This window comes from Dactylosporangium cerinum (assembly GCF_042653625.1).
GTDB classification, from domain to species: domain Bacteria; phylum Actinomycetota; class Actinomycetes; order Mycobacteriales; family Micromonosporaceae; genus Dactylosporangium; species Dactylosporangium cerinum.
Window position 1 is genome coordinate 1 of the sequence record NZ_JBHSIU010000049.1, and the last position, 14,306, is coordinate 14,306.

8 protein-coding genes and 3 pseudogenes are annotated in these 14,306 nt (G+C 64.4%); 2 read left to right on the forward strand and 9 right to left on the reverse strand.

What is annotated here, in order from left to right; all coding sequences use genetic code 11:
* Together ACFPIJ_RS36315 and ACFPIJ_RS36320 are read right to left on the reverse strand one after the other, a co-directional pair.
* Window positions 1–293, reverse strand: a pseudogene (locus ACFPIJ_RS36315) (integrase); the annotation flags it as partial.
* Between the two features lie 288 nt (window positions 294–581).
* Window positions 582–5,072: an ATP-binding protein gene (locus tag ACFPIJ_RS36320; RefSeq protein ID WP_380122178.1), complete on the reverse strand. Its 4,491-nt coding sequence runs from the start codon at window positions 5,070–5,072 to the stop codon at window positions 582–584.
* Between the two features lie 9 nt (window positions 5,073–5,081).
* Here ACFPIJ_RS36320 and ACFPIJ_RS36325 point away from each other — a divergent pair, with 9 nt between their 5' ends.
* A complete protein-coding gene (locus ACFPIJ_RS36325; RefSeq protein WP_380122180.1) occupies window positions 5,082–5,411 on the forward strand; it encodes a hypothetical protein in 330 nt (109 codons plus the stop codon).
* Between the two features lie 549 nt (window positions 5,412–5,960).
* Here ACFPIJ_RS36325 and ACFPIJ_RS36330 read toward each other — a convergent pair.
* From ACFPIJ_RS36330 to ACFPIJ_RS36350, 5 genes and pseudogenes are all read right to left on the reverse strand, one after another.
* Window positions 5,961–6,085, reverse strand: a pseudogene (locus ACFPIJ_RS36330) (IS6 family transposase); the annotation flags it as partial.
* 149 nt (window positions 6,086–6,234) lie between these two features.
* Window positions 6,235–6,903 carry a hypothetical protein gene (locus tag ACFPIJ_RS36335; protein WP_380122182.1) on the reverse strand — a complete coding sequence of 223 codons (669 nt, stop codon included), beginning with the start codon at window positions 6,901–6,903 and terminating at the stop codon, window positions 6,235–6,237.
* Window positions 6,904–7,117: 214 nt separating this feature from the next.
* Complete coding sequence (locus ACFPIJ_RS36340) at window positions 7,118–7,318, reverse strand: hypothetical protein (protein ID WP_380122184.1); 201 nt, start codon at window positions 7,316–7,318, stop codon at window positions 7,118–7,120.
* 171 nt (window positions 7,319–7,489) lie between these two features.
* Complete coding sequence (locus tag ACFPIJ_RS36345) at window positions 7,490–8,167, reverse strand: YaaC family protein (protein WP_380122186.1); 678 nt, start codon at window positions 8,165–8,167, stop codon at window positions 7,490–7,492.
* Entirely contained in the window at window positions 8,146–8,523 is a 378-nt protein-coding gene (locus ACFPIJ_RS36350) for a YaaC family protein (protein WP_380122188.1), read from the reverse strand. The genes ACFPIJ_RS36345 and ACFPIJ_RS36350 overlap by 22 nt, the downstream gene beginning before the upstream one ends.
* A gap of 168 nt (window positions 8,524–8,691) precedes the next feature.
* Here ACFPIJ_RS36350 and ACFPIJ_RS36355 point away from each other — a divergent pair, with 168 nt between their 5' ends.
* Window positions 8,692–12,507 carry a hypothetical protein gene (locus tag ACFPIJ_RS36355; RefSeq protein ID WP_380122190.1) on the forward strand — a complete coding sequence of 1,272 codons (3,816 nt, stop codon included), beginning with the start codon at window positions 8,692–8,694 and terminating at the stop codon, window positions 12,505–12,507.
* Between the two features lie 99 nt (window positions 12,508–12,606).
* Here the strand turns inward: ACFPIJ_RS36355 and ACFPIJ_RS36360 are convergent, their stop codons facing one another.
* The gene (locus ACFPIJ_RS36360) at window positions 12,607–13,296 is read right to left on the reverse strand and encodes a hypothetical protein (RefSeq protein WP_380122191.1); all 690 of its coding nucleotides are present in this window, start codon (window positions 13,294–13,296) and stop codon (window positions 12,607–12,609) included.
* A gap of 768 nt (window positions 13,297–14,064) precedes the next feature.
* Window positions 14,065–14,244 (reverse strand): annotated as a pseudogene (locus tag ACFPIJ_RS36365) (IS6 family transposase); the annotation flags it as partial.
* Window positions 14,245–14,306 lie beyond the last annotated feature (62 nt).

The following is a 14,306-nucleotide window of genomic DNA, read 5'->3' on the forward strand; positions in this document are numbered from 1 at the left end:
CGTGCATGCCGGCGTGCGAGCAGATCGCGGTGCCAGCGCAGTACCGTCTCGGGGCGTACTAACAGCCGCATGCGGCTCAGCACGTCGCGTGGTAGCCGGTGCAGTAACGCCGCCAGGAACGCCCGGTCGCCGTTGTCGAACCGTATCTGCTCGTTGCCGAGTTGGCGCTGCAGCACCATGATCTGATGCCGCAAGACGAGGATCTCGATGTCCTTGTCCCGGTTACTCGTGGGCAGCAGGCGCAGTACCGCGAACACGTTGGTCAGTCCGAGGTAGGCCAGTCGCAGCAGCACGACGGACCATCATGCCGCAGCGAGCACCAGGTACGCGAGAACCCGAACGGGGAACCACGCCAAGACCGTAGCGGCTACGCATACTGGCTCTCACCAGCACGGATGAGTTCTCGGCAAGCGCAACGTCACCGACCGGCAGTTGCGGTACGCCATCGCGACCCTCACCGGGCTGCTGGACGGACCCGACACCACCAGCATCACCGTCAAAGAGCGCTGACTGCGCGGCGCAGGGGAGGGTTACGGGATCGAGGAGAGGGTCGAGAGCCGGGTGAACCTGGGGTAGTTGAGTCAGATGCTGTAAGCAGCGAGACGTGAGTTTCCGGCGACCACGAGAGCGTCGACTAGTGCCTGCCACTGTGGAAGTGTGCCGTGCTCTTCAGCTGCTGCGCGGATCGATGTGAGCCAGTCGTTGGACGGGGCCGATTCGTTGGCCGTGACGCGGCCGTCTTGGACGCAAAGGGCGGTAATCCAGGACAGTCCATGAGTCACCTGATCCTGGATTGGCAGCTTCTGCAGGAGCCTAACCAGAGCGTCGACACAGCGCGCCTCTCCGAGACCTAACGGAATCCATTGTTCTACTAGGTCAGTGAGTTCATTCGGGATGACCCAGTCGATGGGTTGGTCAGATAGTTCGTTGTACAGCCCTTGTGTCCAAGGCAACGGGTTCGGCAGTAGCGCGGCCGCTGCCCAGGAGCCCCAGGGTCGCTCACGGTAGACATTGGGTTGCTCGTCGGCGTACGTGAGGGAGTGGGCGAGCAGGCTCGGCCACAGGCGTCTCGCTGCATCGGCCAGGGTGTCGTTTTCAGCGCCGGCGGCTGCCAGTCCGTGGAGGAAGTTGAGCAGGATCCCAGCGTCGTGTCGCACTGCGTCGAGGTGTTCGAAGACGGGACGCGGGTCTGCGTCAACCGCGTAGGACTGCAGAAGGGCGCGTGCGGCGATGAGTGCATGCGTGCCCCGCTGATCTACGGTCCTGGTCCTGTCCTTCTTCTTGTGCTGGATCATGGACTGCCTCTGGACGGCGATAAGTTCGGCGAGCAGGCGGCGGACTTCGCTGGTGATGCAGTGATTGGTTGTAGCCGCAACGCCCAAGGCGCGGATGGCCGGATCGAGAACAGCGACGTCGATCGTCGCACCGTCGACTTCCTTCAGACGCGCGATGACGTCGCCCTCTATCGTTATCCGCGTCGAGCGCTGACTCTCGACGTTCCAAGGCCCAATCTCTGCACTTCGGGCTGTCTCAAGGATCCACGCGAGTGCTGTCTTGTGGATGCAATCGGGCGCAGTGCACGGCGACTGCCACACAAGATCGCATCCACGGGCAAGGAAGAGACGAGTTTCGAGTGGCCCCCTGCCGGCGAGCGCGAGCCCCGCGGTGGCAACATCTGTGACGGACACGTCGGCTTCGGAGAGTGCCGGAGCGAGAGCGTGCATCAGGAGGGATGGAAACGCTCGGGCAACGGCACGGTCGGCACCGAGCTCGAAATACTGACCTTCGTCGCGCAGGTCTGGGGAGTCGAGAAACATATCGGCGACGGCCATCATCACCCCGACGGCGAAGGCGCCCTTGCTGCCGAGCGCATCGGGCTCGCCTGTGGCGGCGCGCTCGATTGCCGTTCGCACGACCTGCGCAACGGCATCGTGCGGTCGCATGTGGTGCTGCTCCGCTTCGAGCAGCGCCTGCGCGACCTCTAAATCGGCGGCGATCTCCGCAGCGGCGGGTGGTAGGTCACCACTGCCGGGCCTGGCGGCCACCCAGTAGCGATTCTGAAGACGCAGCACGACATGGTTCTGTTGCTGTTGAGCGATGATGTCGGCTTGGGCCTCGATGGCTTCGGGCGGCGGAACGACTTCGATATAGACCTGGTCGTCGTCTCGGGTGACCTGGTACCGACTCTCATCGAAGTTCGCAGCCCAGTGCCGTATCTCGGCCTCGCTGAGCCCTGGCCGAGTCCCGCCAGCGACGAGCTGCTCACCGATGCTGCGTAGCTCGGCGCGGCGCGTGTTGTCGGCATGCGCCATGAGCCAAAGGGACACCTGTTGCGGTGTCCAGCGGCGGCGCTCCCCGTGGGTGAAGTCGTCCGGTCCAGATGCCCGGAAGCCGACATGCTCGCTGATCGTCCGGCTGAATTCAAGCATCCAGACCAGGGGCTCGACGAGGAACCGGTCAAGTTGCTCGCCGGCCTTTTCGGCGTTGCGGACGAACAGCCCGTACAGCAAGCCTGGGACCGCGAGATTCTCGCAACCGTCGAGGAACCGCTCGACGATGAACTCGGGTCTGGTCCCGCTGTCGAGTAGCTGCTGGGCGAACCGCTCCATAGCCTGCAGCGCGCTCATGCAGGGGTAGGGGCCACTGGACGTTCCTCGGTACCATGCCCAAACGTGGTTGTCGCCGATGTACAGGCAGGGCTGGCTCGTCAGTGTCAGTGTGACTCCAGGGAGTTCGTCGGCGGCCTCTGCTGAGGCGTCAGGCTCCTCCGCGGATGGACGGGAGCGCGGACGGCCGCGCAGTCCTGCAGAGATTTCGACTCGGGTACGCGCAGCGTGGTTGAGCATGCTGTTGAGCGTTCGGATCGATGTGGCTGGTGACGCGGTCTGCAGGAGCTGCAGGAAGCCGCCGAACCAGAAGGCGGCGAACGGCGGTCCGTAGCCCTTCCAGCGCCCTTGGTGATCGCGGATACCCTCGCCGTGATCGCCCCACCAATCGTCGGTGTCCTGCTCGATGTAGTAGGCCGATACCAGCTTGGCGAGCAATTCGGGGTCGTAGCGGGTGATGCTGAGTGCGCTGATCGGCGCGTCGACCGCCGGTGCCAGTGACGACGGCGCGTCTTCGGCGAGCGCCAAAAAGCAGGCTTCGACGTCGGCGTTGATGTCTGGCCCGAGAAGAGCCAAGGTCTCAACGAACTCGTCGCTGGTGACCCGGTAGTCAAGGTCTTTGTGCTGCCGCCTTGGCCGGGTTGTCCATGTCGGTGTGAGGTCGTCGGTCGCTTCGGTTGGTGGGAACCGTGCCCAAAAGGTCAACAAACCTGCGCGGAGTGCTTCGCGAAGCGGATGGCCAGCTGGATGGCCTGTGACGATGAGGCCTTGGAGCCAGCTCGCCAGAACCTCGAACGCCTGCTTGGAGACGTTCCACGGCTCGTTGCGGTCGATCAGGTAGCGCACGACGGGCGCCCCGGCGGACGGGTCGATGGTCGTGTTGAAGGTGAACCGCTGCGTGATGACTCGCAGAACGTCAGCCAGTCGCAGATCGGCAGGTGGAGTGTCGATGGCGGCCCGGAGGCTTTCATAGGCAGATGGTGTGTCCAGGACGGCCTCGATCGGGACATCTGCCCACCGGCTGCCGTGGGTACGCGCAAGATCTTTAAAACTCGATACCAGCCCCTTGAACACGAGCTCAGGCCGGCGGCCCGGATCGACCAGGTGACCTTTGCACGCGAGCGCAACGGCTGACAACGCCCATCGCGGCACTCCTGCGACGCGGAGCGTGTCGACGATCTGGTCGGTGTGAACGAGGCGGATGGCGGTTGCGTAGCGGCGTACTTCGTCATGTGCGAACTGCGGCTGCGGGCGGTAGACGTTGTGAGGCGCCAAGAGGTGGTCCGTACGCAGAGCATCGACTGCGGACGGGTCGAGAGAGATCGCCGCGGCAGCAGCATCGTCGGGGCCGACCAGCGCCGCTGCGGCAAGTTTGAGTAGGACATCTTCCCGTGCCTGCGGCGATCCGCGGCCGGGACGTCCGTCACCGCGGACAACCCTGCTCCAAATCAGCTGAAGGCAGTCCCACTCACTCATCGGGCCGTCGAGGGCCGTGTCAGTCCGCGCGAGCAGATCGAGTACGACCAGTCGCCTGAGTAGGGAGTTGGTCGATAGGTTCCGAAGCAGTCCGCGCAGGAGAGGAAAGCGTCCTGCGACCTGGGCGAGGTCGTCGTCGTCCAGCGGCGCGACGTGGAAGGTCTCGGCGGGCCGCTTCCGAGCGATGGTCAATTGTTCGCGGACGAACCCCGCCGCGTGGTCGGCGGCGACCGCGACCACTCCCAGTCCAGCCGTCGAGGCAGCTGATATGAGGTCGAGCAGCAGTCCTGCAGATCGTTCGGCAGCTGCATCGGCAGCATCAACAACGAGAACCCGACGTGGCGCCGAGAGTTCCGCCATGACATCGCTGAGCTGCAGTCCGATGAGATGTTGCAGCTCGATACCCGTGCTCGGCAGCTCGCGAAAGTTGACGACAACGGCTTCGAAGCCGTTGGGATCGACAGTCTCAAGTTTTGTGATGGACGATAGCGTCAGGGCGCTTTTACCAGTACCCGAGGAACCGGTGACGACCAACGCGCCGTGATCGTTGGCGATCCGGCATATCGCGGATTCGAGGTCTTCACGTCGTTTGGCGAACGGCAGCGCTAGCAACGTCTCGCCAGCGCCGATAGTGTCGCGCACGGCTCGCAGCGCCACGGCTCGTTGCTGGTCCAGGATCTTCCATGCCTGCTTGGTGCGGGTGGATCGGGCGTCGAGGAACGTATGCGTGTCGGCTCTCAACAGGTTGAGGTCGACATTGCCCCCGAGAACGTCGTAGTCGCCTGCCTTCACCTCAAGCCGGTCACGCAGGACGAGCCCATCTGAGGCTTCGGCAGAGACAGAGTCCAACGAGGTGGCCACGGCGGCCCAATCGGACTCATCAGGGCTCTGCACCCTAAATCCGAGGATGTACAGACGGGCGAGAAGGTTCCATGCCCGTTCTCTCACCACAGCGTCGTCAGGCTCCATCTCGAGGAGCTTCGCGATCATCCGCCGCAAATGAAGGTATCGTCCACGTTCAGGCTGCGACCGGCGGCCCGCTGTCTCAAGGTCGACATCGAAGGTGCGAGCGTTGCCGTTGGCCCGCGCCAGGTCGCACAGCTTGGCAAGCTGCCCCCACTCGGACTTCCAACCGGCTACGGCGACAGCGACGCGCCCGTTTGGGTGAGCGGCTACCTCGTCGAGCAACGAGCCGACGAGTTTGACGGTTTCGTCGTGACTGACTACGAAGTTTGGAGTCGCTCGACAAGCGACCGCGAGTTCAATGTCGTGGTCACCTGTTGCCACGAGCAGATCGTCAACCGGATGCGTGGGTCCGGTTTGAAATGAAACCGATCGGATTGGGAACTCGCTCACTTCTTTGCGCCGGCCCTGTGTGAGCATGCTTGCGAGGTAAGTGGCCGCCACTCTGCGGGCGAATGTCACCCCTCCTCCGCCGGTGGAGTAGGTGCTTACGCCTGCAGGCACTCCTGCTGCCGCATCGGCGGGAGTGTCGCTCGAACTACCCATCACATCTCCGGGCTGTTTACTGCGGCCGCCTGCCCGACCGCGCAGCCTCAAACTCTACGACGGCGAACCGACGACAGGCCTTCAGCGTCCCCTCAACAAGGTCGGCCAACACAAGCTGTGGTCAACCCTGTCCAACTTCCAAAGAATGCCGCAGTGCAGCAGGCTCACAGGCATGAATCTGTTGCCACGGGAGCTGACGACCGGACGGTGGGGACTGCAGCTCGACATCGGTGTCCCCGGCGGCCTGCTTGAAGCAGCGTCGACCGCCAACGACGGTGTGCAAGCGTTCGCGGCGGCGCACCTCGCCGACTACTGCAGCAATCAGCAGCTCCTCGATGCGGAGCTGGCCGGCGACCGCGGCACCTGCGTCGGCGTGAAGCGGTGCACCCGGCGGAAGACGGTGACGTGGTCGACCTCGACACCCCGCTCGATCAGGAGTTCCTCGACGTCGCGGTAGGAGAGGTGTACCGCAGGTACAGCCGGACGGCGACCATGATGACGTCGGGCGGGAACCGGAACCCGGCGAACGCCGACCGCGGTGGTATGAGGTCTGGCTGGCGGGTCGGGTGCAGCAGTTGCAGCCGACCACGGTGTGTCCTTGAATGAGGACTCGGGCTTGCGAGAGCGGGCTGGGCAGCGCCGTCTATATCTCGGCGTTCCCTGTCTCGTTCGACAGCGCGGCTGGGCGGTCGTCGATCACGATCGGTGGCAGGCTGACCTGGTCCGAGCTGGCGGGTTGGACCAGGTCGACAATGGCGCCAATCCCGTCATACAGTCTGCGCGCCAACGCGCGATCCGTGGCGCCTGCGCGTGGGAGATATATCGGCCGTGAGGTCCCGGGCAGACCGAGCGTTACCGCAAGTCGGTCGAGAATCTCCGCGACCTGGATCCCGGACAGGCTGATTTCACGCATGTCGTGTTCCAGTTCCGTGACGCGACTGCGGTAGCTTTCCTTCCACCAGTTGTCTGGGAACGAAAGCAATCCAGCCGGATACCGTCCGTACTGCATCCACGTCGTCACGAACAACCATGTGTCCTGGTGGCAGCGTAGTTCCACTCTGGAGATCCCAGCAGCGAGTTCCAATCGCCGCGTGTGCTGCCGAAATGTTTCGTCACTTTGCGGGTCAGCTGGCGCGCTGGTCTGCTCGGCGCGTTCCCGACGTCGGCGGGCAGCAGCGTCTCGTTCCGCAACCTCCTCAGGCGTCAGGTTGCCCAAAATGACGCGGATGGTGTCTGCCACAGTCCATGCAGCGGCCTCCAGCGATCGAGCCAAGCCAACGATGTCCGTCACATTGATGATAAAAGCGGTCACGGCGTGTCGTCGAGAGCGCTCAACATACGGTTGCGTCGTCATTTCTCCTACTTCTGCGACGTCCTCGACCGAGTCGACGCCGCGCTCGCCGAATCGGCCCGCTTTGACCTCACCGGCAGCACACCGACGAACCAGCGGCAGCAGATCATCAACACGTACCGAGCGCGGGATTCCCTACGGTCGAGACCGCAACCGCCGTCCTATGGCTGGCACACTACGGCCGCAGTAGAAGCGCACCTGAGAGGTCGCCTGCCTGCTGGTTGATTCCGATGGCTTGGGTGTGTAGCTGATCCTCGCCGAAGTACTCGGCGAGCCTGCCGATCTCGACGTCGCTGACGACCCGGCCCACCACCAGCAGCAGCACGTCGACCGGTGGCCCGGCGAGTGGCCCGACCACGGCGCTGCTGCCGAGCAACCCGACGCTGCCCCCGCTTGGCGACACCGACACGCAGATCCGCCGCCGAGCCCCGGCAGCACCAACGCCGTAGCGACCGGTTGATCATCACCACGACCGACGCAATCCGGCTCGCCAGGCTTTGACCAGAACGGCCGGAGTTGTCTCTTGCGGCGTGGTCGCCTCTGACGATCAGGGCGCCGTTCGGAGAACTTCCAGGACTAGCGCCGGGACCGTCGAAACAGCCTCAGCCAGGAGCTGTTCCAAGGCGGTAGCGTGCTCGCTCCTGTTGACGTCGATTGCAGCGGCCCAGGCGCCCGGGTGGTACCGCGCGAGCATCGACAGTGCGTACAGCAACGCCCACCATGTCATCAACGGGTGCAAGGGCGGCCGCCCAGGAAGGGCCTGGGGAAACAGGTAGAACCTGCCGCCGGTGTATGGGCGGACCGCCTGGCTCAGTCGCGCAACCCGGATCTCCTCTGGAACCGGGTACCGCTCGCCTGCGCTCCAGTGCATCTGCACCCCGACGGTGTCCCCGTTGGCGTCGAGGTGGTACTGCGGGCGTCCGGTGCCGTCATGCACGTAGGTGTAGCCGGCGGCCGTCGGGTAACCGGTCATGAAATCGTTGAAGTCCGCGGCGGTCGTTCCGGTGGCGGCCAAACTGCTTGGGATGCCCGAGATCCAGGCGGCCACCATCTGGTGACCGTCAAGTGAGGAGTTCGGTGTGGCAAGCAATGGCGGTCGGGCGTTGTTCCGCGATGGCGATATCGGCTGCATTCCCAGTTCGGGGAGGCCATCCCACAGGCACGCGAAAGTCTTCGCCTCTGCACCCGTCCACGTTGGCGAATCTAGCAGGCTGGACAGACGCACGAATGACGACCTGCTGTCATTCGGGATGGCAAAAGCCGAATCTCGATGAGCCTGCCATCGAGCTGCTGCGCCTTGATGCCATGACCAGAGAGCTGCCAGTCTTCGCCACTGAGCGCCGATGCAGCGGCGGCGATAGCCCGGCCGACCTGCGACAGCCCGTAGAACAGTGGCAGTGGAGCGGAGGCTACACCTACGGAACTGGCGGCATCGAACAGCTCCTCGGCCTGCTGCAAGGCGGCAACATACGTCGCCCGACGTGCCGAATCACCGCTCGCCGCACCAGGAGGAGCGAATCGCGTCGAGCGAAGGTCGGACCAGGTAGCACGCTGCTCTGGTGATCTCACGTCCGCAAGCATGCGCCACGACGATGCTGGCCGCACGTCTATTCCATTCAGATCAAGCGGCGGCGAGACGCCGCCGCAGCTGACGAAGACGTCTGCCGGAAAAGGTGGCGACCTCACGTGTAGGTATTCGCTAGCGTCGTGCGGCGACAGCAAGTCAGACTCTTTAGCGAGGTAGAGGCAATGCCAACGCGCCGCCGCTCCGGCTCGACGCCAGCCGCTCCATTGGGCAAGCGGCTGGCGAACCGTGATCGTGAAAGTCTTCTCCGACTACTGACGGCGGCTGGCGCGAGTCCGGAGACTCGGCATCGATGGCCCTCCGTTGGACATCTGCTTCATCATGCGGTTCGCCGGTCCTCTGGCGGCAGATCGGTCAGCCGCGCCGAGCTGCCGAAACTGCTGGACGACTGCCGCCGCGACGATCACCGGATCGAAAGGTATGAGGACTTCATCCCGAAGGACCCGCGCGACCTCGTCTTCGGTCGATCCGACGACGCTGCGCTCCGTCTGTTCCCCGGGTCGGTAGAGCGTCCCTTGGCGGACGTGGCGCGTTGGTCGCTGGTCGCCGACGCAGTCGACAACCATCTCGTCTCCATCCTCGGCTTCGGAGTCCGTGACTACACCAGTCTGGTCCTGCGCTACGCCGACCACGCCATCAGCATCCTGGAACCGGCTTGGCCAACAGCAAACGGAGAACCACCCGCCGACGCCAAGATCACCGCTGCGGAGGTCGATGCAGCAGCGACTCTGCTTCGTCGACCGATACCGGAAGGGTTGCTTGCATCTCCGGGAGCGAGCGCGGCCTACACCTGGGCGACCGCCGACCCGGGGGCACTGGCGTACGACGTAACTGATCCGCAGAGCTCCTTTGGCCGGTACTTCGCGGCGCACCTACCTCGAACGGGCACTGAACAGGAGCAGCGAGTCTGGTTGCCGCTTGCGTTTCTGCCCGAGGCCGCAGCCTGCGGAGTCGTCGAGCTGGCGGCTCTCGCCTCGACCGATGAGCCAAGCGCGACGCGATTCGCGAAACTGGCCGCCGATCGAATTCGCCGTGCCCTGTTCCGCTTCGCCGATTTCGTCGACGGCGCACCGGACGAAGACGACGGGCCGATGGTGTCCGATGACGACGTTGTGCAGTGGGTCGCCCGTATCGGCGAGCGCCGCGCTCTGGCAGTCCAGATGGCTGTGTGGCTGGGCGGTCCGACACCGAAGTTCCGCCGTGCCCCTGAGGCCCTGCGTGCGGCAGGTCGCGCTAGAGACGCTTCAGATGGTCCAACACTCATCCGAGTTCCTGGCGGTCATGTCGAGCTGGAGCCGGGTGTCGAAGTCGTTCCGCTGCTCGTCGTGGCGGCATCCGGGCACTCAGCGTCGCCAAGTCAGCCGAATGGTCTCCCCGTCATGTCGCTGGACGACCTGCTCTGGGCATCCACGACCGCTGAGCACACCACGGACCTCTTCACCTTCTGCCGGGAGATGGCCCATCACGCCCGACCGAAGCTGTTCGGCCTTGAAACGATCAACATCTGGGAATGGTGGCGCCGCAACAACAAGACCCTGTTCGCCGGCGCGACGTCGCCGACGATGGTGACGATCGAACCGCACTGGGGTGACGCCGAATGGGACCGTGGCGTGAGGCGGGCCGACCTTGAGCAGGCCCTAGCCACGCTCCGGCTGTCACCGATCGCCGACTGGATCGACGTCGACGATGTCGTCTCCGGCCCGCCGACGGTGTTCGGGTGGTACTCCGAAAGTGCTCGACTGCTCGACGAGCCCGCGCCGACAGCCGATCCCGCGGACACGACCATGCCGTCGCTCACGGGCTGGCACATCCACACCGGTCGGATTCCTGTCGCGATTCGGTGTGCCGACCCCCGATGGACGGAACAGCACGTCGGCTTGCTCAACACCCTGGCGGGTGCGTTCGCGTTCGGATTCGATCAGACGGTAGATGTGTGGACCGAAGCACATACCAACACACCCTGCCTCGGGTACCGCGTCTACCTGAGCCCGCCGACGACAGACATCGGCGACGACGCCAACCACAAGGAAGTGCCGCTCATCACGGTTGGCACCGTTGACGTCGAGCCACTCGCGCAGGGCAACCTGGTGCACGCCCACCTGAATGTGCATCCAGAAGGTGTGGCGGAGTGCGCAGCAGCTGACATCGACGCTGGGCGTGCCGTCATGGCCGCCGCCGTGAAGCAGATGATGATCGACGCGGGTGTCGCCAATCATCCAGCCGATGCCCTCCACGCTGCATGGGTCAGCTCGCCTCCAACATATTCGGTGAAAGTCGGGCACGGACCGACCGCCCGTCATGATCTTCCGGAGCCGTGGCCGCTGGATCATGCGCTCGTCAGCATCGCTGAGCGGGCCGTCGCCCAGGCGGTCAAGGCAACCGGAACCAAACCGGGCACCTATCTCGGTGAAGGCGCCAAGGCACTCGACCGTGACGTCCTTGCGCCGGCGGCCCTGCGGATACTCGTCGACCGACTCGCGCGCCACACGGTGGACGAGGTCGTCACGGTGGGGATGCGGCAGATCGATCGAGCTGTCGCCGCCAAGCGTCGGGCCGAGATCCGCTTGCAGGGAACACGTGGCATGACCTTGTCATGGGACCCAATCGCCCGATCCGGTGAGCTCGAGAACGATCACGTCACCCTACGGCGGTGTTGCGAAACAGCGATCGAGGCCGCCCTGCGCGAGGAACCGACAGGCACAGCACGGGTCGACCAGATCGCCTGGATGGAGATCCTCGCAGCGTCGATGGTGTACCTGGCGGCGACGAACCGCAGTGAAGCCGTCCACCATCAGCTCAACCCGACAGCGCTCGTCATCTCCGATCTCTTCGAGATCGATGTTGACGACAAGGGTGGTGCACAGGTTCCGGCGTCAACGATGCTGGGGGAACGTCCGGTCTATGCGCTCGACGCGGAGATGTTCCAGCGCGCAAGAGCCGAGCACGCGTTCGGCTCAACCATGCTGCCGCCGCCGGAAGCCGTCTCGGTCGAACCCAGCGGAACGGGCGCTGGTGGGAGGACGACACCTATCCCCGCGCAGCTCGACAGCGCCATGCTCGCCAACTACAGGGCGTCAGCGGGCGACGTGTGCACCGCACTGCTTGCGCTTGCACGTTGGCCGATCCCGCCGGACGGCGACCACATCGTGCGGAGCACACGCAGTGAAGTCGTGCAGTTCCTGCTCGACTCCATCACGTTCGACGACGAAGCTGCCGGCCCAGAGCGGGTGAACGCCGTAGTCGAGCTGCTCACCAGCACCGGAAGCGTGTTCCGAAGTGTTGCGTGGCGGCCCTGGCTTGCCCGCAGTCGGCAGCGCCGTCTTCTAGTGCAGCCCCTCGTCGAGCTAACGAACAGCGCGGTTGTCCTCGCTCCGCACCTATGCTTCGCGGTCTTGGGCCTCTACATGAACTACCTTCAGCAGGGTGCGCTGCCGTGGACTCAGCCCGAACCACCGAAGGCAGTCAACGAAGCGCTCGAACGCATCCGCGACGAACGCAACATCGCCCTAGAACGCGACGTTGCCTCCATCGTCGCTGCGGCGAAGTACTCGCTGGCAACTCGTGTCAAGATGACCGACCCGCAGCGCCTCGGCGTTCCGTCGCTGTCCGGTGAAATCGATGTCGTTGCAGGACGAGCGGGTTCACGCATCATCTGGCTTCTTGAGGTCAAAGACCCAATCGACGTGGTCGTCACGCCAGAGATCCGACGCCACCTGGACTCGTTCTACGTTGCTCATCGGAGGAAGCCCGGCTACCTTGACCAGCTCCAGCGCAAACACGCCGATCTCGCCCCTCACGCCGCCGAGGTCGCCCGCACACTCCAACTTCCAACTTCCGACGGCGACATCAAATACGAGGTTCGGCCGCTGTTCGTAACACGGCGGCCGGTTCCGGCCGCATTCGTCGGAGGTCCGGTCCCGTTCGTAACCGTGGACGAGCTGATCCGAGTTCTACATGAGAACGACCAGCCTGCCACGTAGTCCCTACTTGCCAGGAAAGGTCAGGGCCGTCCGGCACCACCGGACGGCACTGGCTGCGGAGATACGCCTCGAGGCGCTGTTCAGCCCGCTCGACAGGTCTCAGTCACGTGCCGACGTCTGGAGGTCGAGCTCCGAGGCATACTGTTTGGCCTCATCCCCAATAGCACCTGTACGCCACGCGGTGGCGTACAGGTGCCACCATCGTGTGAGTGCGCTCGTTACGGTGTCATTGAGTTGCCGTCGGCCGTGACTGTAGCGGTCGGGTGAAGCGAGGTCGGCCAGCAGATCTGAGTTGCCCTCAGCTATGGCTGCGGTCATTTCTGCCCAGAGCGTCTGCGGGGCGTCCTGCAACTGGTTAGCCGAGGCCAACGTGTCTAGGAAGTAGAACCGTCCGGCGTCCCCGAACCTGTCAAGTGCGCGCAGCGCCTGCGGGACTACTGGATCATGGTTGACCTGTTGTTTCAGGTCGGCGAGCATGCCTGGGGCGGTGCCCGAGTGGGTGTCGAGCAGTGGCCGAGCGACTTGGTCGGCTTTGAGTACCCGATGTCCGATGTTCCGGCGCATGTGGTCCTTGGATGGCCATGCTGCGCCTTGGTCGCGGCTGGCCAGCCCGATCGTCAGTTTGAGCATCTTCTCGGCGCCGAGGGCCAGCAGGGACATGACCGCCACCGCGTCTGTGTAGTCGTGCCGTATGGCACGAAGGGCGTCGAGGCCACGGGAGAAGAGCGCTGCAGCATCGTTGCTCTCGCGAATCAACGCGAGCGGCCACAGGCTGACCGGTGTCGTCATGACCTGAGGTTACGAGGGGTGTCCAGAGGTTTGCGGCGGGGCGCAATCCGATGGACGGCGCAATCCGATGGCCGGCGCTCTGAGGGGGCAGATAGGGGCACATGGCGTTGTTGACGTGGTTCGGTGATGAAGCGCGCATGCGGGCTGGTCGAGCATGCCGACGTTTGCGCCGAATAGGGCATGGCCCGCCGACGGTCGACCCTCTCCGGCTACTACGTCGAGTTGGTCGGCTGCCTGGAAGTGCTTGGCGTCTAGTTTGTCAACGCTCGATTGGGGGATGGGCTGACAAACTTCAGTGGCCTCCCGTCGATGTGTGCGATGTTCTGTCCCGTGACCGACACAAGCAGGCTTGCTGTTTCCCCTGTGACTTGCCCCGACTGCGACAGCACGCATGTCGATCGCGGTGATCTCCGGCAGGTGAGTGATCCCGAGCCGGAGCATGTTGAGGTGTACCGGTACGGCCGGCCGTTGGGAGATCGCGCCACGTCGTTCAACAAGGTTGCCATGGTGTGCCCTCGCGGTCACATCAACGAATATCGGCTGCTCAAGGGGTCAGTAGAGTAGTTCGACGCTGGCCAGTAGGAGGCGCATGCCCTCGCGATGCCGCGGTGAGCCGGTCGTGTGCGGCCCGTGCGATGGCAAACGGCGAGCAGCTTGTGGAGTGGAAACGCCAGCACCGTCGGAGGGCTCGGCCCGAGCTGAAGGTCGGCCGGAGGCGCTGTTGCATTTGGCGATCGGGAGACGCGTTTTGAGCCAGTGCGGCCGGCTTCAGATGGCGGCGGCGAGCTCGGTGAACGCCGCCGCGACGCGGAGCCCGCAGGGCGCGTCGAGTCCGAGCTCGTAATGTCCTCGGCGAAGGTTCTGCATGAAGGCGTGCCCGGTGATGATCGTCTGCGCGGTCCGGTCGGTGCGTAGTCCGTGCATCGGTCTGAGCCGGTGTTTGAGCTGGCTGGTGTGTCACGAACGCTGAGGGAGGGATTGAGGTGGTGTAGGTCCTTCTGGATGCGGTG

Excerpts from the sequence above, each read along its gene's own strand:
- ACFPIJ_RS36320 (WP_380122178.1), bottom strand. The coding sequence starts at position 5,072 with ATGATCGCGAAGCTCCTCGAGATGGAGCCTGACGACGCTGTGGTGAGA.
- ACFPIJ_RS36325 (WP_380122180.1), top strand. The coding sequence starts at position 5,082 with ATGAAGGTATCGTCCACGTTCAGGCTGCGACCGGCGGCCCGCTGTCTC.
- ACFPIJ_RS36350 (WP_380122188.1), bottom strand. The coding sequence starts at position 8,523 with ATGCTTGCGGACGTGAGATCACCAGAGCAGCGTGCTACCTGGTCCGAC.
- ACFPIJ_RS36355 (WP_380122190.1), top strand. The coding sequence starts at position 8,692 with ATGCCAACGCGCCGCCGCTCCGGCTCGACGCCAGCCGCTCCATTGGGC.
- ACFPIJ_RS36360 (WP_380122191.1), bottom strand. The coding sequence starts at position 13,296 with ATGACGACACCGGTCAGCCTGTGGCCGCTCGCGTTGATTCGCGAGAGC.